The following is a 22,673-nucleotide window of genomic DNA, read 5'->3' as shown; positions in this document are numbered from 1 at the left end:
TTGGCTATGCGGTGCCCCCGCCAGCAGCAAGTCCTCTTTGCGCATTGCAGCATGAATTCGCGACAGCCCGAAAGCGTGCCCTCACCAATTATAGCGGCCGGCAACCAATGTTTTGACGAGCCGCCTAACAAATGCGCTGCATTCTTCGGAATCGGGAATTCTGACGCGCAACATGGCTGCGGTGTAGTAGCCACGCAGCGCCATGATGAAGACCATCGCCACGCCCTCTGGATCCCGGCACGGGATACCGTCACGGGCTGCGCACGCCTCGATGAAACGGCTGACGGTCTGGATGCCCACGTCAGAGCGCTCTGCTACGGCGTCGACGAGCTCCGGGAACCCCGGACCTTCCGTAAACAGTAGCCGCTCATAGCTCGACCAGAGAGGCGAAAGGCTGATCTTGAGGGCGTCGCATCCGAAGATCTCAAGGCCCCTCACAAGGTCCTGAGTCCGACTTTCGGCCGTGCTGAGTGTTCCATTCGCGATACGCTCGATCGTGAGCAGGACGGTAGCTCGGAAAAGCTCCGCCTTGGTCGCGTACCGCGCATAAAGCGTGGTTTTCGAAACGCCCGCTGCCTCGATAATCATCGCCATCGAGGTCCGAGCATAACCGTGGACAAAGAAAAGTTCGCGCGCAACCTCAAGGATGTCGCGGTCGATCTGAGCCGCAGCGCCCGCAGTGGGCCGTCCTCGCGCACGCGAGGGTCGACGAGCGCCCGCACTTGGGCCGCGCCTTGTCATCACACTCTCCCTGCGGGCATGAGCCCGTTGCGACCTTGTCAGGTTCTCTATGACCGCTTTATCTTAAAAAGTCGGTACCATCTTCATAAGTCCGTACTCGGGGCGCTGAGAAGGGGCGATCTGCCCCTTCAATGCCTTGTTAGGAGCACTCTCTGACCTGAGCGTGCCCATCAGGCATCGTCAGCGCCTGCTCGGCCATCAGCTAAGCGCGTCTCCGTTGAGCAGAGTTACGGGTCTCTCCCCCTGATGCACAGCTTCGATGACTCTGGCGACGTGGAGAGCCATGTCCTTCATGCCCGCTTCGGTAACGCCCGCCACGTGAGGGGATAGCAGAGCTCTCGGCTGACGAAACAAGGGGTGGTCGTCAGCCGGCGGCTCGTCTTCGAACACGTCGATGCCGGCCCCGCCAATCGCGCCGGCCTCGAGAGCCGCGACGAGTGCGGTTTCGTCGATGATGCCGCCGCGAGAGCAGTTTACGATGATGGCCTTGCTGTGCATCTGCGCAAGCTCGGCTGCGCCGACCAGGTTCCGGGTGCCCTCGGTCAAAGGCGTGTGGATCGAAATCACATCGCGTGTGAGAATGCGGTCGAGCGACATGGGCTCGACACCGGCAGCGCGGATATCCTCATCCGCGAGCATCGGATCGTAAGCCGCCACTTCGGCGCCAAAGCCAGCACCACAGATCCGCGCCACATGTCGGGCGATGCGGCCAAAGCCAATCAGACCGACCTTGGCACCTGTCAGATCGCCAAGGCGTATACCCCAACGCTCGTCCCAGCGCGCCTCACGCACGAGCGCGTCCATGTCTCGCACTTGCCGCAAAAGCCCCAGCATCAAGGCTACGGCCCCCTCGGCAACCGCCGTGGAGTTGTTGCCGCCGGGTGTGTTGGCGACCATTACGCCCTGCGCCGACGCCTCGGGAATCGCGATGTTGTCTACACCGGCACCGTGCTTCACGATCGCCTTCAAGCTCTCCATCGGACCGAAGATGTCCGGCCCTAGTGGGCTCGTACGGATTACGATCACGCTCGTTTGAGGAAGCCTCGGATCGTTTCGCCAGCCCTCACCCTGGATGATCGTGTGCCCGCTAGCGGCAATTGCCTCAACCCCGGCAGGGTGGATCGGATCGATGATGCAGACGACTTCGCCCGAGGTCATTGGCTTCTCCCATAAGGCAGGATGTATACCATCCGTGCAGCTATCCTCCTGAAAGCACTTTGCGCAGTGGTCAACTGCGATTAGGTCTCGGCCGTGAATGTGCAGTTGAGGAGAGAGTGATGTTCGCCGCCCCACCCGCGATTGAAGCCGAAGTATTCTGCCGGATTCCCGACAAGTTCCGCCGTCAGGAGACGAGCGAGTGGGCGCGTGTCCAACTCCATGGGGCCGCAGCTCCTGCGTTCCTCGAAGGCCCGGTGTTCGACAAGGAAGGCAACCTGTGGGTCACCGATATCCCATGGGGTCGACTGTTCAGAATCAGCCCCGATGGCGAGTGCGAAGTCGGGTTCGAATACGACGGTCAGCCGAACGGCATGAAGTTCCTGGAAGATGGCCGCATTCTCGTAGCCGACCACCACAAGGGGATGGTCATCTGCGATCCGCAGACGGGCAAGTGGGACTACTGGTTCGAACGCTATCTGCTTGAGCCGTTCCTGGGCTGTAACGACCTGACCATCGCGAAGAACGGCGACATTTACTTCACGGACCAGGGGCAGTCCGGATGGCACAATCCGAACGGAAGGCTTTTCCGGGTTCGCAAGGGCACTGGAAAGCTTGAGCTTCTCCTCGACGGGATTCCGAGCCCTAATGGCCTGGTGCTCAACAAGGCCGAAACGGCGCTTTACCTTGCAGTGACGCGCGCCAACGCGATTTGGCGCCTGCCCCTCCTTATGGACGGCGCAGTGGTCAGCAAGGTAGGCACATTCATCCAGATGTCCGGCGGAAACGGGCCGGACGGCCTCGCGATTGACGAGGAAGACAACCTGGTCGTGTGCCACGTCGGCTTCGGAGCAGTCTGGCTGTTCAGCAACCGCGGCGAACCGATGCTCCGCATCAACGTGCCAGAGGGCCGCTATACCACCAACGCGGCATACGGCGGCCCTGACAACAAGACGCTCTACTTCACCGAGTCCGGCACCGGCACCGTTTACATGGCGCCAATGCCGGTCGCGGGCCGCACGATCTATTCGACAAGCGTCTGAGATCCAGGCGTCTGCAGGGGTTTGGCCGTCAGCCGGCGGTCAAACCTGCAGCCGCGACACCAGCGAGCGCGGCTTCCTCGTCCTTGTCCGACAGATCACCGCTGACGCCGATGGCGCCAAGCAGCACGCCCTGTGCATCCTTGATCAGAACGCCACCCGCAGCGGGGATGATCTTGCCAGCCCACGCAACCGACAATGCAGCCATGAACTGCGGCCGCTCAGCAGCCATGTCACCAAGCTTGCGGCTGGATACGCCCATGGCGAGAGCGCCCGCGGCCTTGCCGCTGGCAACGTCCGGACGGCCATACCCGGACCCATCCTCGCGCTCCATGGCAACAAGGTGCCCCCCGGCATCCAACACTACGACTGTGAGAGGGTTAAGGCCCATCTCGCGCCCCTTTGCCCGCGTGGCTGCGATGGTGGTGCGAGCCTGCTCAAGGCTGATCATGGGCTTGGATCCTTTCGAGACGAACAGAAGAAGTGCGGACCTAGCGGTAACAGGCCCAGAGACGCAACTTCAATGTATACAGTCTATCAGCCGGACCCAATGAGCTCGCGACCGATGAGCATGCGGCGGATCTCGTTCGTGCCCGCTCCGATATCCAGCAACTTGGCATCACGCAGGTATCTCTCCACCGGCCAGTCCTTGGTGTAGCCTGCGCCGCCCAGCGCCTGAACCGCCTCTCCCGCCACGCGAAACGCGCTTTCGCTGGCAAGGAGGATCGCTCCCGCGGCATCGAAGCGCGTGGTCTGCCCGGCGTCGCACGCCCGCGCCACTGCGTAGACGTAAGCCCTTGCCGACTGCAGCGCGACGTACATGTCTGCCACTTTGGCCTGCATGAGCTGGAAGGCGCCGATCGCCTTTCCGAACTGCTTACGCTCTCTGACATAGGGGATCACCGTGTCCAGACACGCCTGCATGATGCCCAACTGCAGCCCGGCGAGCACGACGCGCTCATAGTCGAGGCCGCTCATCAGCACGCCAACACCGCCATTGAGCGGCCCCATGACCTGTTCTTCTGAGACGAAGCAATCGTCGAACACCAGTTCGCAGGTCGGCGAACCGCGCATCCCCATCTTGTCGATCTTCTGACCGATGGAGAACCCTTCGAACCCGCTCTCGATCAGGAACGCGGTGATTCCGCGCGAACCTTCCCCGGTCTTTGCATAGACCACGAGCGTGTCCGCACATGTGCCGTTGGTGATCCAGAATTTGGTTCCGTTAAGCCGGAACCCACCCGGCGCCGCTTCGGCCCGCAGCTTCATGCTGACGACGTCGGAACCCGCTGCGACCTCCGACATGGCAAGACTGCCCACATGCTCACCGGAGATCAGTTTCGGCAGGTACTTCGCCTTCTGCTCAGGCGAGCCCCAGCGGCGGATCTGATTTACACACAGGTTGGAGTGCGCGCCGTAGGATAGGCCGACAGACGCAGAGGCCCGACTGACCTCCTCCACCGCGATCACATGCTCGAGGTAGCCCAGGCCAATGCCACCCCACTCCTCTTCCACGGTGATCCCGTGCAGCCCAAGCTCGCCCATCTCCGGCCAGAGTTCCCGAGGAAACCAATCCTCTGCGTCGGCCTTTGCAGCGAGGGGGGCAATCCTCCCCTCCGCGAAGCGCGCAACGGTGTCGCGGATCATGTCCGCACTTTCGCCCAGGGCGAAATCGAAGTCAGGTGTCGCGCGCATTACTCGGCCGCCGTTGCAAAGTTGTTCTCGGGAGTGTCCGCACCGTCTCCGGCCAGGCGATAGGCATATCGCGTAAGGCCGATACGGGTCCGGCGAATGTGCAGGACAAGCGCCGCCTGCGCCGTCTCCACCTCTCCGCGCTCCATCGCATCGTACATCAGGCGATGCTCGACGTCGTGGGTTCGGTCGCTGCCGCCCATGACGAGCTTGAGATAGGCGCGGCGGTAGCTTTGGGTGGTATCCCATACGCGCTCGACAATCTGCGCGAGCAACGGCGTGTTATGGCGCCGATAGCTGATCCAGTGAAATTCGCGACCCAGTGCAATCGCTTCATCCAGATCGGTGCAGCTCTCATTCCGCGCGATGACGTCCCGCAGATCGGCGAAGTCTCCTTCGGTCAGGTTGGGAACACTCTCGGCAAGCAGCAGCGGCTCTATCCGCTCGCGTATCTCATAGGAGATCACGAGGTCCCGGTTCGTCAGTTCGGTGACACGGGCGCCAGCGTTCGCACGCATAGTGACCAGCCCGCGCGCCTCCAGCATGCGCAATGCGTCGCGCACCGGAATGCGGCTGGTCTGCAACTCATCCGCAAGCTCATCCTGCTTGATCCGGGCGCCGGGAGCCAGAGCACCGGAGAGAATGCGTTCGGCGAGCAGGTCCGCGACGCGCTGGCTGGCGACATTGGACTGATCCTTGCTCATCCGGGCTCCTGTTCTCTCGCCGGAACCTCCATCGAAGCCCCCCTCACCTCGAGTAGACGATCCACTCTCGCCTGTCACCGCGACGGTGAGAGGCAACCCGTCGGAGCTGCTCGCGATTGCGTGCGAGCGGATCACTTCCAGTCGACCCGATAGAGATCGAAGCGCCGGTCACGCAGGTTCTGCACAGCGCCGGATTGCCGCGCAGTCAGCAGCGCGTCGAGGCTCAGGTCAGCGATGGCGATGGTCTCCGTATTGGCCGCAGTGTCGGCAGCCACGCCGTCGCGCGCGAACGGAAAGTCCGACGGAGTAAGGATAGCGCTCTCAGCATAGTGAACGTCCATGTTCTCGACGTTCGGCAAATTGCCGACAACGCCTGACGTCACGACGTAGCACTGGTTCTCAACCGCGCGAGCTTGGCTGCAATAGCGCACCCGCAGATAGCCGCGCCGTTCATCCGTGCAGAAGGGCACGAACAGGAGCAGAGCCCCCTGGTTCACCAGGTGGCGCGCCATCTCCGGGAACTCGCTGTCATAGCAGATCATGACACCGATTGGCCCGCAGTCGGTGGGGATGACGCTCGCCCCATAGCCGCCGCGGATGTTCCACCAGCGCCGCTCCGAGGGCGTCGGGTGCAGCTTCTCCTGGGTGTGCGTAGAGCCATCGCGCAGGAAAATGTAGCTGATGTTGCGGATCTCGCCTCTGCCCACGCGGGTCGGGTGAGAACCTCCGATGATGTTGATGTTGTAGCTGACCGCCATCCGCTCCATGAAAGCGGTGAAGCGGGGTGTGTACTCCGCGATCTTCGCAATAGCTTCGGCGGGCTGAAGCTTGCTTTCCTCGATCGAAAGCAACTCCAGAGTGAAAAGCTCAGGGAAGACTACGAAGTCGGATTCATAATCGGACGCGACATCGATCCAGTACTCGACCTGCTCCTCGAACTGATCGATCTTTTCGATCTTGCGCATCATGAACTGCACTGTTGCGACGCGAACCGACGATGGCAGCCGTTCCTTCAGGCCCGGGACGCGCTTGCCGGTGTCCTGCGGGGCCAGCGGGTTGGTCCAGTACATGAGCACCGCATTGCCGCCGCTCTCACGATCGTTGGGCAAGTAATCCGGCAGAATGGCGCGCGGTTCGTAGCCCTCGCTCATCTGGAACTCGATAACCTGATCGCGCACCTTCTTCGCCTTGACGGCTTCGAGGTATGCCTCAGGGTCGGGATAGTGCCGCCGCCGCCGCGAATAGCCCGGCATGCGGCCGGCGAACGCGATGCCCTTCAGTTCGAAGTCCTGGCAGAGCTCACGGCGCTTGCGGTAAAGCCGCTGCCCAATCCGCAAACGGCGGAACTCAGGATCCACGCAGATCTCGAAACCGTAAAGTACATCGCCGTCCGCGGCAGGCGGCCGACCATAGCCGCCGGCGCTGATCTCCTCCCAGCTATGCGGCTTGAAGGCCAGATCCTCCGGAACGATCATGGTCGCACAGTGACCGACGACCTTGCCTTCGTACTCGGCGACGAACTGGCCGTCCGGGAAGTTGTTGATCTGGCCGCGCACTTCGGCGCGTGTGAACGAATCCGCCGCACCATATACCTTCGCAGAAAGGCGCGTGATGGCCGGAGCGTCCGCCAGTGTAGCCGGACGAATGATGAGCTTTGCTTTAGATGTAGACATGTCGGGCCAATATGCGCCTTCGACAGGGCAGTTCCAATGCCTCTGTCAGGCGCGCACCACCTCCTGCTCAATGCGACCAAAGATCGAGCGCCCCTGAGCGTCCTTCATATCGATACCGACCGTGTCCCCCCAGCGCATGAACGCGGTCGACGGTTTGCCGTCCCGGATCGTCTCGATAGTGCGGATCTCCGCGATGCAGGAGTAACCCAGCCCGCCTTGCGCCACGGGACGGCCCGGGCCGCCATCCTCGTCCTTGTTCGACACGGTGCCCGATCCGATGATCGTCCCCGCACAAAGGGCGCGCGTTCGGGCCGCGTGAGCAACGAGGTCGGCAAGGCTGAAAGTCGCGTCCTCGCCGGCCTGGGCGCGGCCGAACGGCTGCCCGTTATAGTCGATAAGCAGAGGCAGATGCACCCGCGCGTCGCGCCAGGCCCGACCCAGCTCCTCCGGCGTCACTGCCACCGGAGAGAAGGCGGACGGCGGCTTGGACTGGAAGAACCCGAATCCCTTGGCCAGCTCGCCAGGAATGAGATTGCGCAGGGACACGTCGTTGCACAGCATGATGAGCTTGATGTGCCCAATTGCGTCGGCAGGGCTGACGCCCATCGGCACGTCATCGGTGACGACGGCGATCTCCCCTTCCATGTCGCAGCCCCATGCCTCGTCGCGCAGCGGGATCGGATCTCGCGGAGCAAGGAACGCGTCAGAGCCTCCCTGGTACATCAGAGGGTCCGTATAGAAGCTCTCCGGCACCTCCGCTCCACGCGCTTTGCGCACGAGTTCGACATGGTTGATGTAGGCACTGCCGTCGGCCCACTGATAGGCACGCGGCAGGGGCGAGGCGCACTGGGCCGGATCGAACGGCTCACCCGGCCAGGCGCCGCTGTCGAGCTGCTCGAAGATGCCGCGCAAAGCGGGCTCTGCGGTACTCCAGTCGTCCAAAGCCGCCTGCAGCGTAGGCGCCGCTTCGGCGGCTTCGATACAACGGGTCATATCACGAGAGACAACGACGAGACGGCCATCGCGGCCATGCTTGAGCGAGGCGAGTTTCATGCGGAGACTTTCTGCGGAGCGTCAGGCTGGTTGTCGGGATGCGCGGCAACGAAAGGAGACAATGCAAGGCAAGCTGCCTCAATGCGGGTGATCCGCGGCATTGCGTCCAGATCGAAATCGAAGCGGCGCGCGTTGTAGATCTGCGGGATCAAAACGGCTTCGAACAGGCCCGGCCGCTCAAACAGGAAATCACCGGAACCGCGGATCTCCAGCTTTCGCTCTACGCCGGACAGCGTCTTGCCCAGCCAGTGGTGATACCACGCGCGCACGGCGTCTTTCGACAGCCCAAGGTCCTGCTCCAGATAGGTCAGCACTGGCGAGTTGAGCGGCGCGTGCAGCTCGGTGGCGATCGCGTAGGAAAGCTCGCGCGCTGCGAAGCGGTCTTCAATGCCCGAAGGCAGGAGGGGCCGCTCTGGACGGTACTCATCCAGCCACTCAAGGATGGCCAGCGACTGGGCGTACAGCTTTTCGTCCACCTCCAGCGCCGGCACCCCGGCGAAGCAGTTCAGGGCGCGGTACGCCTCGCTGCGCTGCTCAGCCTTGAGCAGGTCGACCGGCACTGTCTCGTACTCAAGCCCTTTAAGGTTCAGGGCAATTCGGACGCGGTAGCTCGTAGAACTGCGATAATAGCCATGAAGCCGCATCAAGAGCCGCTCTCCTCAGCGATCTTTTCATGCAGCCACGCTGCGTGGCGGGGCGCCTTGCGGGTCCGCGACCATTCTTCGAGCATATCCTGTGCCACGTCCTTCAAACGCCGCATCTGCTCTTCGGTGCCGAAATCCCATGCCAGTTCCAGGCGATGCCCGTTCGGATCGAAGAAATAGATCGACTTGAAGACCCCATGATGCGTCGGTCCCACCACCTCCAGACCACGCGCTTCCGCACGGGCCTTGGCGGTGAGCAGACTATCGTAGTCGGCTACCTTGAAAGCGATATGCTGCACCCATGCGGGCGTCGCCGCGTCCCGCCCCATCTGCGGCGCATTGGGCAATTCGAAGAAGGCGAGCACATTGCCGCCGCCTGCATCGAGGAAAACGTGCATGTAGGGGTCCGGTGCGCCCGTGGAGGGCACCTTGTCCTCGGCAATCGCCAGTGTGAAGTCCATGCCGAGCACGTCGCGATAGAACTCCACTGTCTCCTTCGCGTCCCTGCAGCGATAGGCGACGTGGTGGATGCCGGAAAGCACCGGAGGTCCGTCAGCGAGGCTCATAGCTTGCTCCCTTCCCGCACGGTCAAGCGACCGGCTCATCCACCTTCAACACACCGCGGCGCACTTGGTCGCGCTCCATGCTCTCGAACAGGGCCTTGAAGTTGCCTTCGCCAAAACCTTCGTCGCCCTGCCGCTCAATGAACTCAAAGAACACAGGCCCGACGTTCGCTTCGGCGAAAATCTGGAGCAGAAGCCGCTTTTGTCCGCCCTCGGTCGAACCGTCGAGAAGGATACCGCGGGCCTGCAGCTCGCTCACGGGCTGGCCGTGTCCAGGCAGGCGCTCGTCCAGCATCTCATAGTAAGTCTGCGGCGGCGCGGTCATGAAGGGGACGCCCAGTCGCTTGAGGTGATCCCACGTCGCAACGAGATCGTCCGAGATCAGTGCGATGTGCTGGATGCCCTCTCCGTTAAACTGGCGAAGGAACTCCTCGATCTGACCTTTGCCGCCATCGGACTCTTCATTCAGCGGGATGCGGATCTTGCCGTCCGGCGCCGTCAGCGCTTTTGAGGTGAGTCCGGTGTACTCACCCTTGATGTCGAAGTAGCGGATCTCTCGGAAGTTGAAGAGCTTCTCGTAATAGTCCGCCCAATAAGCCATGCGGCCGCCATAGACGTTGTGCGTCAAGTGATCGATCAGCTTGAGGCCGGCGCCCTTGGGGTGCCGATCGACGCCAGGCAGATATTCGAAATCGATGTCGTAGATCGACAGGGCACCGTCGCCGTTCCGCTCATACCGGTCGATCAGGTAGATGATCGAGTTGCCGATGCCGCGGATGCCAGGCAGGCGAAGCTCCATCGGCCCGGTCTCCACCTGCACCGGCTCGGCCGAGCGCGCCAGCAATTCGGCGTAGGCCTTGTGGGCATCTCGCACGCGAAAGCCCATTCCACAGGCGCTGGGGCCATGCTCACGGCTGAAGAACCAGGCAGGAGAGTGTGGTTCGTAGTTGGTGATGAAGTTGATGTCGCCTTGCCGCCACAGCTCTACGTCCTTGCTGCGGTGACGGGCGATGCGGGTGAACCCCATGGCGGTAAAGACCGGCTCCAGCATGCCCTTCTCAGGCGCGGAGAATTCAACGAATTCAAAGCCGTCGAGGCCGATGGGGTTCTCGAAAAGATCGCTCATGTCAGGGGTTCTCCGAAGGCATCGAGCGTCCGTTCGCCGGGCAACGCCTGTCCGGCGGGCAGCGGCGTCTCTCCGCGCCAGCGCTCGTAAATGGGGCCGAAATCGAGCTGAACGAGCCCGTCGATCAGCTGATCGAGGCTCTCCAGAACGAAGTAGTTTTGTTGGAAGCTGTCGATGGAGTAGGCGGTTCGCATGATGCGGACCGGATCGAACGGAAGCCGCAGAACCTCCCGGTCCTCGATGGCATAGACCGTCTCTCCCGCGGAAGAGACGATGCCGGCGCCAAAGACTTTAAGAGCGTCGCCCTGCCTTACCAGCCCGAATTCAACCGTGTACCAGTAGATGCGCGCCAGCATATCGAGCGCGCCCATCTCCATCGCCCGCTCGCCCGCTTTGCCGTAAAGCTCAAGGAAGTCGGCAACACGCGGGTCGAGCAGCATCGGCACATGGCCAAAGAAGTCGTGAAAGACATCCGGCTCCACCAGATAATCAAGCTCATGCTCCTCTCGCAGCCAGCGGGTCACCGGGAAGCGGCGATGCGCAAGGTGCTGGAAGAAAATGGCGTCCGGGATGTAGCCGGGAACCGCTACCAGTTCCCATCCAGTTGCGGCGCGAAGCACCTCATTGGCATCGGCGAAGCGCGGGATGCCCGCGGCACAATCGAGCCGCTCCAAGCCCTCGACAAACTGCGACGCAGCGTAGCGGCGCGCAAGACCGCTCTGCGCCGTGTAAAGGCGGCGCCAGCGCTCGTGTGCTTCGGGGGGATAGCGTTGCCAATCCTGAGGAACAGTGAAGTCCTCCGCCGCGCCGTCGTACTCTCCCCGAAGCCCGCTCGTGCTTGTCGAGGTCACGGGGGTCTTCATGAGAGGATAATGCCAGATCTCCGCGTTCAGTTCCGTGCGGACTTGGCGTTCCAAACCGGCCAGAGTAGTGGATTATCCTCGGGTTTCGCGGCTACGTAGGTGATTGATGCATCTGGATGAGTTTGATCGCAGGATCATCGCTGCCCTTCAGGAGGATGCCCGCATGCCCGTGGCGACCATAGCAGAACGCGTTGCTTTGTCGGCCACGCCCGTGAGTCGCAGGCTCAAGCGGCTGGAGGATGAGGGGCTGATCCGCGGCTACGATCCTCTTCTGGACGAACGCAAGCTGGGCTTCGCGCTAGACGCTTACGTGCTCGTGAACCTGGACGCGCATAGCGATGAGAACATCGCCGGGTTCGAGCAGGCCATCGCTGACAATCCTTACGTGATCGCTTGTCATGCGGTCACAGGGGACCGTGACTATCTGCTCCACGTGATCGCGCGGGATGTGGAGCATCTGGGGCAGATCACTCTCAAGTCGATCGTGCGCACGCCCGGAGTGCGCGATGTGCAGTCCGTCATCGTGCTGGACACCATCAAGAAAACACGCGCGCTGCCGCTGGAGTAATCGCTGCCAGTCTGTTTGGCTGGCAGCGGCTCGTGAACTTCAGGCTTCGTCGCCCTTGCGCGACAACAAGTTGCGCGCCTGACTGGCGATCTGGGCCAGCATGGCCGGAGCGGGTGGAACGGATCTCTCTGCGCGTTCGACCATAGCGCGGAAGGTGCGGATCGCAGTCTCATGCCCGGCGATCCAGCCTTCTACCGCAGCGACAGGGTCGTTCCGATCCGGTGCGCTCTTCGCCAGCTCTGCCAGAAACTCCAGGCGCATCTGCTGGAAGTCACGCGCGACGCCAGCGACCAGCAACCGCTCCCAAGGATCGGAGGGGCTCATGACGGCAGCGCTGGTCTGCGCCCAATCGAGCCCAAGCGCCGACCCCAGGCGCGTGAACGCCGCGACGAGCTGCCTCGGCGAGATGCGCGTGACCTTGGCCAAAGCGGCCAGACCGACCACGCCGTCGAGCTCGTAAAGGTGCGTGACGGCAGAGGCTTCCGCTTCGGGAACGCCCTCGTCCATCAGCGCCGCGCTGATCCGACGGGAGTGTTCGCACGCACTTTCGCCCAACAATTCACGCGTGTCCTTCGCAAGCGCGGCGACATTCTCGCTCAGGTGTTCGGCAAGCGCGTCCGGTGTCAGGTTGCCGGCACCCACGCGCACCAGATCGGCCATATGCCCACGGACGGAATGAGCGATCTTGTCGAACAGCGCCAGGCGAGCGGTTTCGGACATCTCGGTTCGCTCGATCCGCTCCCAGAGGGCGTCGAGACCGAACAGGCGATCGGCCAACGCGAAAGCAGACGCAACTTGCCCGAGAGTCGCCCCTTCCTCTTCGGCAAGCTCGAACGGATGGATCACCCCGAGGCGATTGACGATCTGGTTCGCCAGCTTGGTTGCGATGATCTGCGGTGCGAGCCGGTGCCCCTTGATGAACTGCGCAAACTTGGCCTGCATGGGCTGCGGGAATGCATTAAGCAGCACGCCTTCCATGCTGGGATCGGACGCAAGCGGGCTGTTCTCGATCGCGTCCTGGAGCATGAGCTTGGCGCTCGAGAGCAGAACCGCGAGTTCCGGTCGAGTCAGCCCCTGCCCATCCATGGTCCGCCGCGTCAGGGTTTCTGAATCGGCAAGGCCCTCCGTCCGGCGGTCCAGGCTGCCTGCCTCCTCCAGCGCCTCAATCACGCGGATGTACGAAGGAATGGCAGCGCTGCCACCCCGTTCGGCTATCGAAAGGGCGAGGGCCTGGAGGCGATTATCCTCCAGAACGATCGCCGCGACCTCTTCCGTCATGTCGCGCAACAGCGCCACCCGCTTGGGCTCGGTCAATTTGCCCGCCCGCTTTGCTGCGGCGAGCGCGATCTTGATGTTGACCTCGTTGTCGGAGCAATCAACGCCAGCGGAGTTGTCGATGAAGTCGGTGTTGATCCGCCCGCCGCGCTGCGCGAACTCGATGCGGCCTGCCTGTGTCACGCCCAGGTTCGCGCCCTCACCGATGACACGGGCCCGAACCGCAGCCCCGTCGACGCGAAGCGGATCGTTGGTCGGATCTCCCACCGCAGCGTTGTTTTCCGCCGAGGACTTTAGGTACGTGCCGATGCCACCGAACCACAGCAGGTCCACAGGCGCTCGAAGTATCGCAGCAATCAGCGCCTCTGGCTCCAGTTCTTTCGCATCGACGCCGAGCACCTTGCGCATCTCGTCCGTAAGCGGGATGCGCTTCATGCTGCGCGAAAAGACACCGCCGCCTTTGGAGATCAGAGACTTGTCGTAATCCTCCCAGCTGGAGACCGGCGCTTCAAAGAGCCGCTTGCGTTCGGCCCAGCTTTTCGCCGGATCGGGAGCGGGGTCGATGAAGATGTGCCGGTGATCGAACGCGGCGACAAGCTGGATCGCTTGCGAGAGCAGCATGCCATTGCCGAACACGTCGCCCGACATGTCACCGCAACCCGCAACGCGCACCGTCTCGGTCTGAACATCGACGCCCAGTTCCAGGAAGTGCCGTTGGACCGAAATCCATGCCCCCCTGGCGGTAATTCCCATCGCCTTGTGATCGTATCCCTTGGACCCGCCGCTGGCGAACGCGTCGTCGAGCCAGAAGTCGCGCTTCTCGGCGATCGCGTTGGCAACATCGGAGAAGCGGGCCGTTCCCTTGTCGGCGGCCACGACGAAGTAGGGGTCCTCGCCATCGCGAATGACGACGCCTTCGGGATGAACGACCGCCCCATCCACGATGTTGTCGGTCACCGAGAGAAGTGTACGGATGAAGATCTCGTAAGAGGCCTGCCCTTCGGCAGCCCAAGCGGCGCGATCCTTTTGCGGATCGGGAAGCAGCTTGGGGTAGAAGCCGCCCTTCGCACCAGTCGGAACGATGACTGCGTTCTTGACCCGCTGCGCCTTCATCAGCCCGAGGATTTCGGTGCGGAAGTCATCGCGCCGGTCGGACCAGCGCAGACCGCCGCGAGCCACGGGCCCGGCTCGCAAGTGAATGCCCTCTACGCGACGCGAGTAGACGAAGATCTCCCGCCACGGCACGGGCTTCGGCAGGCCCGGAACCAGGGCAGAATCAATCTTGAAGGCCAAAGCCTCGTCCGCCGCCGGTGCAAAGGCATTGGTGCGCAAGATCGCATCGATCAGGCTGCGATACAGGCGCAGCACACGATCGTCGTTGATCGCCGCAACACCAGCAAGCCCGGTCCTGATAGAATCTGAGGCCTCCTGCTCTGCGATATCCCGGTCTCTCGAGAAATCGGGATCGTGACGAGCCCGGAACAGCGTAACCAGACCATAAGTGATCGCAGGCGCGCGGCCCAAGGCGTCAACGACAGTGTAGATCGTGTAGCTGACCCCCGCCTGGCGCAAATACCGGTAGAACGCCCGCAGCCATTCCACCTCCCCCGCGCAAAGTCCCGCACTGATCACCAGGCGGTTGAAGGTGTCATTCTCTGCGGCGCCATTCAGGACCGCTGCGAAGGCCGCCTCGATACCATCGGCACGCTCCAGCAATGGCTCTGCTGCTTCCCCGGTCGGCATTTCGAGAAGGAAGTCATGGATCGTGCCCATCCGCCCCTGATTCAGCGGAGTGGGTATCTCCTCCAGAACCCGGAAGCCGAAGTTCTCCAGCGCGGGAACCGCGTCCGACAGGGGCAGTGCGCCCTCGTTCTGGTAGATTTTCAGACGCAGCCGCTCGGGCGCATCGTTGGACATGCGATAGAGCCGCACGTCTCGCCAGCGGTGCGGCCCGGATTGGACCTCCGCCTCGCTCCCTGCCAGACGGCGCAGGTGGCGAATGTCGATGGCAGCTTCCACCGCGCCATAGTCGCTGCGATAAGACATCGGGAACGCGTCGGCATAGCGCGCCGCAATGGCTGGCGCGCGCGTACCCTCTCCATGCGCGACAATCGCGGCCTCCACTGCCTCACCCCAGCCGCGCAACAAGATGCGCAGCTGCTGGTCCAGTTCTCCTTCGTCGGGAAGGGTCTCGGCCTCGCGCGTGTCGAGAACGTAGCGAAGCATCGTCAGCGTGCCTGCCTCGACCTGCATGCTCCAGTCGAGAACTTCCACGCCTGCCGTACGCTCTATCAGGGCTTGTATCCGCCCCCGCATCTGTGTGGACAGCTGGTCGCGCGGCAGCCACACGAAAGCGAGCACGTGGCGGGCCAATGGCGCCTCGACCAGCAGCAGCCGAGGGCGGGGCCGGTCCACCAGGCTCGTCATCGTAGTTGCGACCCGCTCGACATCGACATCGCTGAAGCTGACGAGCAAATCGTGCGGCAGAGCCGTCAACGCGTGGCGCAGCGCCTTGCCCGTGTGCCCGTTCGGGTCAACTCCGAACCGCTCGCTCAAAGCCTGCAATTGCTGACGCAGCCGGGGAACCCGATCCGGTGCGGCGTTCAGCGCGGCGCTTGTCCAAAGCCCTACATGGACCGAAACCGCCGTGACCGCATTTCCCTGCACCACCGGCACCAGGAACAGGTCTAGCGGGACGCGCCGGTGAACGGTTGCGATCCGATTGGCTTTGATGATGATCGGCTTGCGCCCTCTTCCGTTGGCGAGATCATCATCGAATGCAGCGAAGGCGCGTTCGTAGCTTTGGTCTGCGAGGATGGCCTTCGCCCCCCTCCTGCAGATACCGAGCAGTTGTGAGTGACTACCATCGCGCTTGCGTGTGACGTGGCCGAGTTGGGTGAGGCTGCCAGCCGCGAACCAGCGCAGCAGTTCTGCGCTCTCCTCATCATCGATCCGGTCCGCATCTTCTTGCAAAAGCGAAACCATGCGTGGCCAATCCGACACGGCAGCACGCACGTCCGCAAGGGTCGCGCCAAGCGACTGCGCCAGTGCCCGCCGCTGTCGAGCATCGACCCGCACCGTCTCGATGTAGATCATGGACTCCGGCTTGGCATCCGCACTATTTCGCGCAGGCAAGTCTACCAGTTCACCGGTCTCGTTCCTTCGAACCGCGATAACCGGATGCACGAGTTGGTCGATCGCGACATCCATCGCAGTGATAGCTGCTGCGATGGAGTCCACCAGAAATGGCATATCGTCGTTGATCAAGGCGATCCGAAGAAAACGACGACCCTCACTGGCAGAGGCGATCTCTATCACCGGCTCACCTGGCTGCCGTTGTCGCGCTGCGGAGAGTACGAAGGCCGCAGCATCGTGCGTCCATTGGGCGTCGAGATCGCCTTCGCCCGGGAGCCGTGACTCTGTTATTCGCGCAGCAATCTCGGCTTCCAACCCTCCCGGCAGGCCCGAACTGTCATTATGGGGTTTGGCCTTGGTTTCTGCGGTCATCAATCTCTCCACAAGGTCCGCGACATGTCACGCCCGCCGCTTCCCGGCTTGATCGAAACACCGATATAGGCGCTCAGTGCCGAACGCACAGCCACGTGCTTGGGGCACGCCGCGCATGCGGGCCGAGGCGGGCCTCAGACACGGGGAGCGGGCGCCCTGACGATTGTCAGAGGCTCAGCTTCTTGAAGAGGAACTCCGGAATGTGCCGGATCACCAGCATGATCCCTTGCCAGATCGGCCGTACATATACGACGTTGCGCCCCTTGCGGACTGCCTCGACGATGGCTTTTCCGACTTCAACAGGCTGCGCAGTCAGTCTTGCAGGAAGGTCCATGCCTCGGGTCATCTGAGTGTCGACGAAGCCAGGCAACACGGTCACGACATGTACGCCAGTTTTATCACGGGCGAGACGATTGCGCAGGCCCGAAAGATACGCACTGAAACCCGCCTTGGCAGAACCATAGACGTAGTTGGTAGCTCGCCCGCGCACACCGGCAACCGAACTGATGCCTATGAGAGTGCCGGAACCACGTGCGACCATGCGATTTGCCAGCACTGCAAACAGGCTTGCAGGCCCCTCGAAGTTGCTTCGGAGCACAGATGCCATGTCTTGCCATGAAGTCTCGCTGAGTTTTTGATCGCCCATCGCCCCCACCGCACAGATGGCCACGTCCGGCAGCACCGGCAAACCTTCGACGAATGCCTCATGGCTGGAGAGATCAAGTGCATCGAGCTCGTGTAGCGTCACATCGACACGGTGCCGGATTTCCAGATCCCTGGCATCGTCGGCGAGGGTTTCCGCCTTCCGGGCTGCAAGCTGGACCATGTACCCTTGCGAGGCAAAGGCGTGGGCCGTTGCCCTGCCGATATCGGAACGGGCGCCGATCACGAGAACGGACTTGCTCATAGGGCCAGCCTTTCGGACTGTAGAGATTGGAACCGGGCCGCAGCGCCGCCTGCCTCGCGCATAGCCGTGAAGGGCTGCGTCCGCGGATCGGACTGGCGAAGCAACTCAGGCGTGAGCTGACTGTCCTTGGCCAGATAGAAACGACCGCCATGATCGACGGCAATCCGCTCAAGCTCTGCGAACAGCTTCGGAGTCGACGATCGAAAGGGGAAATCCAGAGCCAGCGTGTAGCCCTCCATAGGAAACGAGAAGCGGCTCTGCTGCGCCCCCATGCGCTTCAACACAGCGAGGAACGACCCCTGCCCGGAGCGCCTGATTTCGGTCAGCAGCGCGCCCAGGCCTTTCTCGGAAGCTTCCAGCGGAAGCACGCACTGGAATTGGGCAAATCCTTTGCGCCCATAGATACGGTTCCATTCGAGCACCGCGTCGAGCGGGTAGAAGTAGCTGTCATAGTCGACGAGCGTTTCGCCCGCCCTGCGACGGCCATTCGCGTAGTAAAGCCGGTTGAAGGCGCTCACCGACCAGCGATTCAGCAGGAGCGCCGGAAAGTCGATGGGAACAGATCGCTCCCGCCGCGACCGTTCGGCCCAGCGGTCCTGCCGCTCCTTTCCCCGCAGGTTATCCAGTTCGGCATGCTCGCCCAACATCACGAGCGAACGGCCTTCCGCACTTCCACTCGCAAGGCAGTCGATCCAGGCCACTGAATAGGTGGCGTCCCCAGCTTGCTCGAAAAGCTCCATGGCCTTGGAGAGGCTTGGGGCAGGGAGCGTCAGTTGCCGCATCCAGCCGCTCTCCACCGGACGTAGCCGGAAGGCGGCCCGCACGATGACGCCGGTGAGCCCCATGCCCCCCACCGTCCATGCGAACAGTTCGCTCTCTTGCCGCGCGCTGGCCCGGCGCACCACACCATCGGGGCAGAGGACGTCGAGCCAATCAAGGAAGGCGCCGAATGAACCTTCCTTATGATGGTTCTTGCCATGCACGTCGGACGCGATCGCTCCACCTACGGTCACGAACTTGGTTCCGGGTGTTACGGCAGGAAACCAGCCGCGCGGCAGGAACACGCGTATGATGTCCGCCAGCAGAACGCCGGCCTCAGCCACGACCTGTCCCGCTCGCGGATCGAACGCCAGGATGCGGTCGAAACCCCGCATATCGATCGTGCAAGCGCGATTGAGCGCACTATCGCCGTAGGCACGCCCATTCCCGCGCGCGATGACGCTGCCCTCGGCCCTTGCGAGAGAAGCACTCAGATCATGAGTGTCTCGAGGGCGATGGACCATGCAATCTGCGCGAGGATAGCGCCCCCAGCCGGAGAGGATCACTGCGTGACCGCCTTGCCAGACGATCCCTGCTGCAAGGCTGCATCAGTGAACACAAAGCGCCGATCGAGCCGGTACTTGATCAGATATCCGAGCGCCAACCCCAGGACGGCACCGAACTCCCGCATGAACTGCGTTTGCCAGACGAACCAGAAGAGGCTCTCTGTCGCCCAGAAAACAGCCGTCGTGACGACTCCCATGGCGGTGTAGAGCGTGAATTTCTGGCTGTGGTTTCGCAACCCGGTGCCCGGATCGAAAAAGATCCACCGCTTGTCCAGCGCATACTTGATCACCAACCCCGCGAGGGTGCCTGCAAACACGGCCGCGATGTAAAACGACATCCCCTCCCCTGCGCGGAGCACCAGACGCTGGATACCCAGGTTCGCCACGGTCGCAATCACGGCGAAGAGAGCATACCGCGCAACAAGCACCGCAAGTGTCATGGCAGCGACGCTCCCACCGCGAACGCCAGGATCAATGCTCCACAAACGATGCTCACGCGATCCCTCGCCGCGAAAACGATCGGATCGTCGTGCATCTCGCCACGATGCGCCTTGAAGATCACCCTGCTGATCCAGAAAAGCAGAACCGGTGTCACTCCCCAAAGCAGCTCAGCCCGCGGGTATATCTGCAATACGGTGTCGGCACTCAGATAAAGGGTTACCACCAGAACCGATACAAAGCCCGATCCGACGGCCATCTGCGAGACGAGTGCCAGGTCGTCAGGATGATAGCCGCGACCATGGATCTTCAATTTACCCGCCTTCACTGCGTCGACGAGTTCCGCCTGACGCTTCACCGCAGCCAGTGAGAAGAAGATGAACAAAGAGAATGCCAGGAGCCAGACGGACACCGGAATGCCAGTCGCCACACCGCCCGCAAGGACGCGGATCGTGTAGAGACCAGCCAACACGCAAATATCGATAATCGTGTGCCGCTTCAACGAAAGCGAATACGCGGTGGTGGTGATGTAGTAGATCGCAAGCACCAGCATGAACATCGGCCCAAGCAGCGCAGCGATGGCAGCGCCGCTGACCAATAGCAGAACGGTGAGCGGCAAACCCCACTCAATGGCAGCCGCTCCCGAGGCGAAAGGCCGCTTGCACTTGCGGACGTGGGCTCGATCCGCAGACAGATCGAGCAGATCGTTCACCAAGTAGACGCTGGACGCGACAAGACTGAATGCCAGAAAGGCACCGACCGCGCGCAGAAGGGTCTCGCCGTCGAACTGATGGGCACCCAGCATGGCCAGGAAAACAAGCAGGTTCTTGAGCCACTGGTGGGGGCGCAGGGCCCGCACTAGGCCGGCAGCGCTACTCACCGGCGGCTGGATTACTTCGAAACTGCGATGCACCCGGGCTTTCGCATGAACCCGGCGAGAGCGACTCTTTACAACAGCATGACCGGAATGGCGCCAGACTTCATCGTCAGCATGAGTATCGCCGACGTAAGCATAGCTGCCGGCTCCATAGCGATCGACAAGAAACTCAGCCTTCGCTCGCCCCTTCAGGTTTCGGGTGCCGTCAGAGCCGAACACGTCATCGAACAGACCAAGGTGTCGGGCAACGCCATCGGCAAGGCGTTGGTCGGACGCGGTAACGAGGGCCACCCGACCACCGTCTTCGCGCCACCTGCGAATATACGCCAGAACCTCGGCATCGTAGGGCAGCACACTGAAATCAACAGATGCACGCTCGGTCAGCAGAGCCTTCAACTGAGCCTTGCCGTGCCTTAGCCGCGCGGCGGCCAGGAAGGGCACGCGCCAGTCTGCACCCCATGCAGACCAGAACGTCTCGTGCAGCATGTTCGAGCGTAGCAATGTGCCATCCAGATCAACTGCCAGGATCTGGGGTAGCGATCGCGACGTACCGTCCTCTGGAACCGGTGCAATGGCCTGTAGCAACATCAAGCGCCGCTCCTCGCAACGCGGAGAAGTCTGCCGCCGCCGGGCAGCACATATGCATTGCCTGGACTACGCCTTGCTCCCCACGGCGCAAACCTGCCGAAACTCACGGTCGCCCACCGGTGGCGCTGTCCTGCAAACGCAAGAAGCCCAAGCTCAAAGCGTGGTTAAGATAGGATCGAAGAAAGAAGCCAAGGCTCACGCAGGCAATTCCATGCTGTCGCCATCTCTCAGGAAAGCAATATTCGGGTGAGCTTATCGGTGATCATGCTCAAAAGATCGTTAACCCTGCAGCACCTCTTGAGCGTGAGCAGCATGCCAGAAGTCGCCCGGTGCGCAGCACCGCACGGAGAACTGCTCCGTCATCAAGCCTAAGTGTGTTGGCGAGCGAAAGCGCCCTGGCAGTCGCGTCCCAGCGGCTATTCGTGGCGCTCTAGATTCCTCCCATCGGACGGAGACGCTCCAGATTTCCGTCGCTGCACTTTTCCGAGCCGCTGACCGCAAACGGCCAGCTTAAAAATGCTCTAGGCGCAAGCTGACGCTCACGACAACCGCCGCAGACCAGAACCCGTGGCAAACTGTCTGTGCGAAAAATCTGGTGAGCCAACACCCTGATCCGGCGACGACCATCATCCCGCAACAAGACAAGTCAGGATGTACACCAAAGTGGAATCGGCGGAAGCCGTGCGCCCCCCTGATTGAGAGTACATTGAGAGTACAAAGCGAGCCGGCGCGAGTTCGGCGCTGTTGCAGTCATGTCCCGGCGGGTTTCGCACCCGTATCGGACAGATCAAATCGGCATGTTCTGGCCCATCGGCACTGGCCAGGAAAACAGACTGAAACTCTCCTCGAGCCAATTCGGATCGAAAGGTCTGCCAGATGGGGCGCCGAAGAATGCAGCTTTTCGTTAATCGGTTACCAAAGAAAAAATCGAGGATGCCACACATGCCCCTTGCCTCTGCTCCTGCCCGTTGGCTTGTCGCCCGGAACAGCCATTCGGAGCTTTCGTCGAGCAAACTCAGCGTTCCCGCTGCGCTGCTTGACGCAGCATGCATCTCCGCACTCTTTTGGCTGACGATCCTTGCTTTCATAAGCTAGGCTCAGGACTCGTTGATCAGAGCCAGAAGAGGACGGTTGCCGCGAGAGCGAGGGCAGAGAAGAAGACGGTCGGGCATCGGTCGTAGCGGGTTGCCACGCGGCGCCAGTCCTTGAGGCGGCCGAACATGATCTCGATGCGGTTGCGGCGCTTGTATCGGCGCTTGTCGTATTGGACGGGAAGAGAACGGGATTTCCGGCCTGGAATGCAAGGTTTGATACCTTTCTGCCCGAGGGCATCCCTGAACCACTCGGCGTCATAGCCCCGGTCTGCCAGCATCCACTGTGCCTTGGGCAGGTCGTCCAGCAAAGCTGCCGCACCGGTATAATCGCTGATCTGGCCGGCGGTGATGAAGAAGCTCAAGGGGCGACCGTTGGCGTCGGTGATTGCGTGCAACTTGGTGTTCATGCCGCCCTTGGTGCGCCCGATCAGCCGCCCAAGGTCCCCTTTTTTACCCGCAGGCTCGAGGCCGTGCGGTGCGCTTTCAAATAGGTCGCGTCGATCATGACGGTCTTGGGCTCCGCTCTTTCGGCGGCAAGGCCTTCCATCATCCGGCCAAACACGCCCATCTCGCCCCAACGTTTCCAGCGGTTGTAGAGCGTCTTGTGCGGGCCGTATTCCCTGGGCGCATCACGCCACCGCAAGCCGTTGCTATTGACGAAGATGATCCCGCTCAGAACCCGTCGATCATCCACCCGCGGCTTGCCGTGACTCTTCGGGAAATATGGCGAAAGCCGCGCCATCTGCTCGTCCGTCAGCCAGTACAGGTCGCTCATGATCAGTCTCCTCGCGGAGCCTGAATCACATTGCCCTCAACCAATCAATGGGTCCTGAGCCTAGG

General features: G+C 62.0%; 19 protein-coding genes. 2 read left to right on the top strand and 17 right to left on the bottom strand.

Annotated elements, in window-relative coordinates; translation table 11 throughout:
- Positions 1-81 precede the first annotated feature (81 nt).
- Both ABUH87_RS11595 and ABUH87_RS11590 read right to left on the bottom strand, forming a co-directional pair.
- Positions 82-741 carry a TetR/AcrR family transcriptional regulator gene (locus ABUH87_RS11595; RefSeq protein WP_367773741.1) on the bottom strand — a complete coding sequence of 220 codons (660 nt, stop codon included), beginning with the start codon at positions 739-741 and terminating at the stop codon, positions 82-84.
- 198 nt (positions 742-939) lie between these two features.
- Positions 940-1,899, bottom strand: coding sequence for a hydroxyacid dehydrogenase (locus tag ABUH87_RS11590; protein ID WP_367773739.1), 960 nt, complete (start codon positions 1,897-1,899; stop codon positions 940-942).
- Between the two features lie 119 nt (positions 1,900-2,018).
- Here ABUH87_RS11590 and ABUH87_RS11585 point away from each other — a divergent pair, with 119 nt between their 5' ends.
- Positions 2,019-2,939 carry an SMP-30/gluconolactonase/LRE family protein gene (locus tag ABUH87_RS11585; protein WP_367773737.1) on the top strand — a complete coding sequence of 307 codons (921 nt, stop codon included), beginning with the start codon at positions 2,019-2,021 and terminating at the stop codon, positions 2,937-2,939.
- A 28-nt stretch (positions 2,940-2,967) separates the two neighbouring features.
- Here ABUH87_RS11585 and ABUH87_RS11580 read toward each other — a convergent pair whose 3' ends face one another.
- The 9 genes from ABUH87_RS11580 to phhA form a co-directional block, all read right to left on the bottom strand.
- On the bottom strand, positions 2,968-3,387 hold the full coding sequence (locus tag ABUH87_RS11580; RefSeq protein ID WP_367773735.1) for a GlcG/HbpS family heme-binding protein: 420 nt from the start codon (positions 3,385-3,387) through the stop codon (positions 2,968-2,970).
- 86 nt (positions 3,388-3,473) lie between these two features.
- Complete coding sequence (locus ABUH87_RS11575; protein ID WP_367773733.1) at positions 3,474-4,631, bottom strand: acyl-CoA dehydrogenase family protein; 1,158 nt, start codon at positions 4,629-4,631, stop codon at positions 3,474-3,476.
- Positions 4,631-5,332 carry a GntR family transcriptional regulator gene (locus ABUH87_RS11570; protein WP_367773730.1) on the bottom strand — a complete coding sequence of 234 codons (702 nt, stop codon included), beginning with the start codon at positions 5,330-5,332 and terminating at the stop codon, positions 4,631-4,633. Before ABUH87_RS11570 ends, ABUH87_RS11575 begins: the two co-directional genes overlap by 1 nt.
- A 131-nt stretch (positions 5,333-5,463) precedes the next feature.
- Positions 5,464-7,005 (bottom strand): GNAT family N-acetyltransferase, encoded by a 1,542-nt coding sequence (locus tag ABUH87_RS11565; protein WP_367773728.1) that lies wholly within the window; start codon positions 7,003-7,005, stop codon positions 5,464-5,466.
- A gap of 45 nt (positions 7,006-7,050) precedes the next feature.
- Positions 7,051-8,058: a fumarylacetoacetate hydrolase family protein gene (locus ABUH87_RS11560; protein WP_367773726.1), complete on the bottom strand. Its 1,008-nt coding sequence runs from the start codon at positions 8,056-8,058 to the stop codon at positions 7,051-7,053.
- Positions 8,055-8,702 carry a maleylacetoacetate isomerase gene (maiA, locus tag ABUH87_RS11555; RefSeq protein ID WP_367773848.1) on the bottom strand — a complete coding sequence of 216 codons (648 nt, stop codon included), beginning with the start codon at positions 8,700-8,702 and terminating at the stop codon, positions 8,055-8,057. Before maiA ends, ABUH87_RS11560 begins: the two co-directional genes overlap by 4 nt.
- Complete coding sequence (locus ABUH87_RS11550; protein WP_367773722.1) at positions 8,702-9,268, bottom strand: VOC family protein; 567 nt, start codon at positions 9,266-9,268, stop codon at positions 8,702-8,704. Before ABUH87_RS11550 ends, maiA begins: the two co-directional genes overlap by 1 nt.
- 22 nt (positions 9,269-9,290) lie before the next feature.
- A complete protein-coding gene (hppD, locus tag ABUH87_RS11545) occupies positions 9,291-10,391 on the bottom strand; it encodes a 4-hydroxyphenylpyruvate dioxygenase (RefSeq protein ID WP_367773720.1) in 1,101 nt (366 codons plus the stop codon).
- Entirely contained in the window at positions 10,388-11,254 is an 867-nt protein-coding gene (gene phhA, locus ABUH87_RS11540; RefSeq protein ID WP_367773717.1) for a phenylalanine 4-monooxygenase, read from the bottom strand. Before phhA ends, hppD begins: the two co-directional genes overlap by 4 nt.
- A gap of 106 nt (positions 11,255-11,360) precedes the next feature.
- Between phhA and ABUH87_RS11535 the strand changes: the two genes are divergently transcribed.
- Positions 11,361-11,822, top strand: a complete 462-nt coding sequence (locus tag ABUH87_RS11535; RefSeq protein WP_367773714.1) for an Lrp/AsnC family transcriptional regulator — start codon at positions 11,361-11,363, stop codon at positions 11,820-11,822.
- Between the two features lie 39 nt (positions 11,823-11,861).
- Here the strand turns inward: ABUH87_RS11535 and ABUH87_RS11530 are convergent, their stop codons facing one another.
- The 6 genes from ABUH87_RS11530 to ABUH87_RS11505 form a co-directional block, all read right to left on the bottom strand.
- A complete protein-coding gene (locus tag ABUH87_RS11530) occupies positions 11,862-16,604 on the bottom strand; it encodes an NAD-glutamate dehydrogenase (RefSeq protein WP_367773712.1) in 4,743 nt (1,580 codons plus the stop codon).
- A 166-nt stretch (positions 16,605-16,770) separates the two neighbouring features.
- Positions 16,771-17,511, bottom strand: coding sequence for an SDR family oxidoreductase (locus ABUH87_RS11525; protein ID WP_367773709.1), 741 nt, complete (start codon positions 17,509-17,511; stop codon positions 16,771-16,773).
- Entirely contained in the window at positions 17,508-18,836 is a 1,329-nt protein-coding gene (locus ABUH87_RS11520) for an FAD-binding oxidoreductase (RefSeq protein WP_367773707.1), read from the bottom strand. Before ABUH87_RS11520 ends, ABUH87_RS11525 begins: the two co-directional genes overlap by 4 nt.
- Entirely contained in the window at positions 18,833-19,276 is a 444-nt protein-coding gene (locus tag ABUH87_RS11515) for a GtrA family protein (RefSeq protein ID WP_367773703.1), read from the bottom strand. Before ABUH87_RS11515 ends, ABUH87_RS11520 begins: the two co-directional genes overlap by 4 nt.
- On the bottom strand, positions 19,273-20,739 hold the full coding sequence (locus ABUH87_RS11510; protein WP_367773700.1) for a UbiA family prenyltransferase: 1,467 nt from the start codon (positions 20,737-20,739) through the stop codon (positions 19,273-19,275). The genes ABUH87_RS11515 and ABUH87_RS11510 overlap by 4 nt, the downstream gene beginning before the upstream one ends.
- Positions 20,740-21,850: 1,111 nt before the next feature.
- Positions 21,851-22,608 (bottom strand): IS5 family transposase gene (locus ABUH87_RS11505; protein ID WP_367767727.1). Its coding sequence is split into 2 segments (ribosomal slippage): positions 21,851-22,275 and positions 22,275-22,608, totalling 759 coding nucleotides; the frame shifts between segments, so codons are not numbered across the junction.
- Positions 22,609-22,673: the final 65 nt, after the last annotated feature.

Source organism: Novosphingobium rhizovicinum, assembly GCF_040813635.1.
Lineage (GTDB): Bacteria > Pseudomonadota > Alphaproteobacteria > Sphingomonadales > Sphingomonadaceae > Novosphingobium > Novosphingobium rhizovicinum.
The sequence above is the reverse complement of the archived record's forward strand: the minus strand, read 5'-3'. Positions and strand labels throughout refer to the sequence as shown.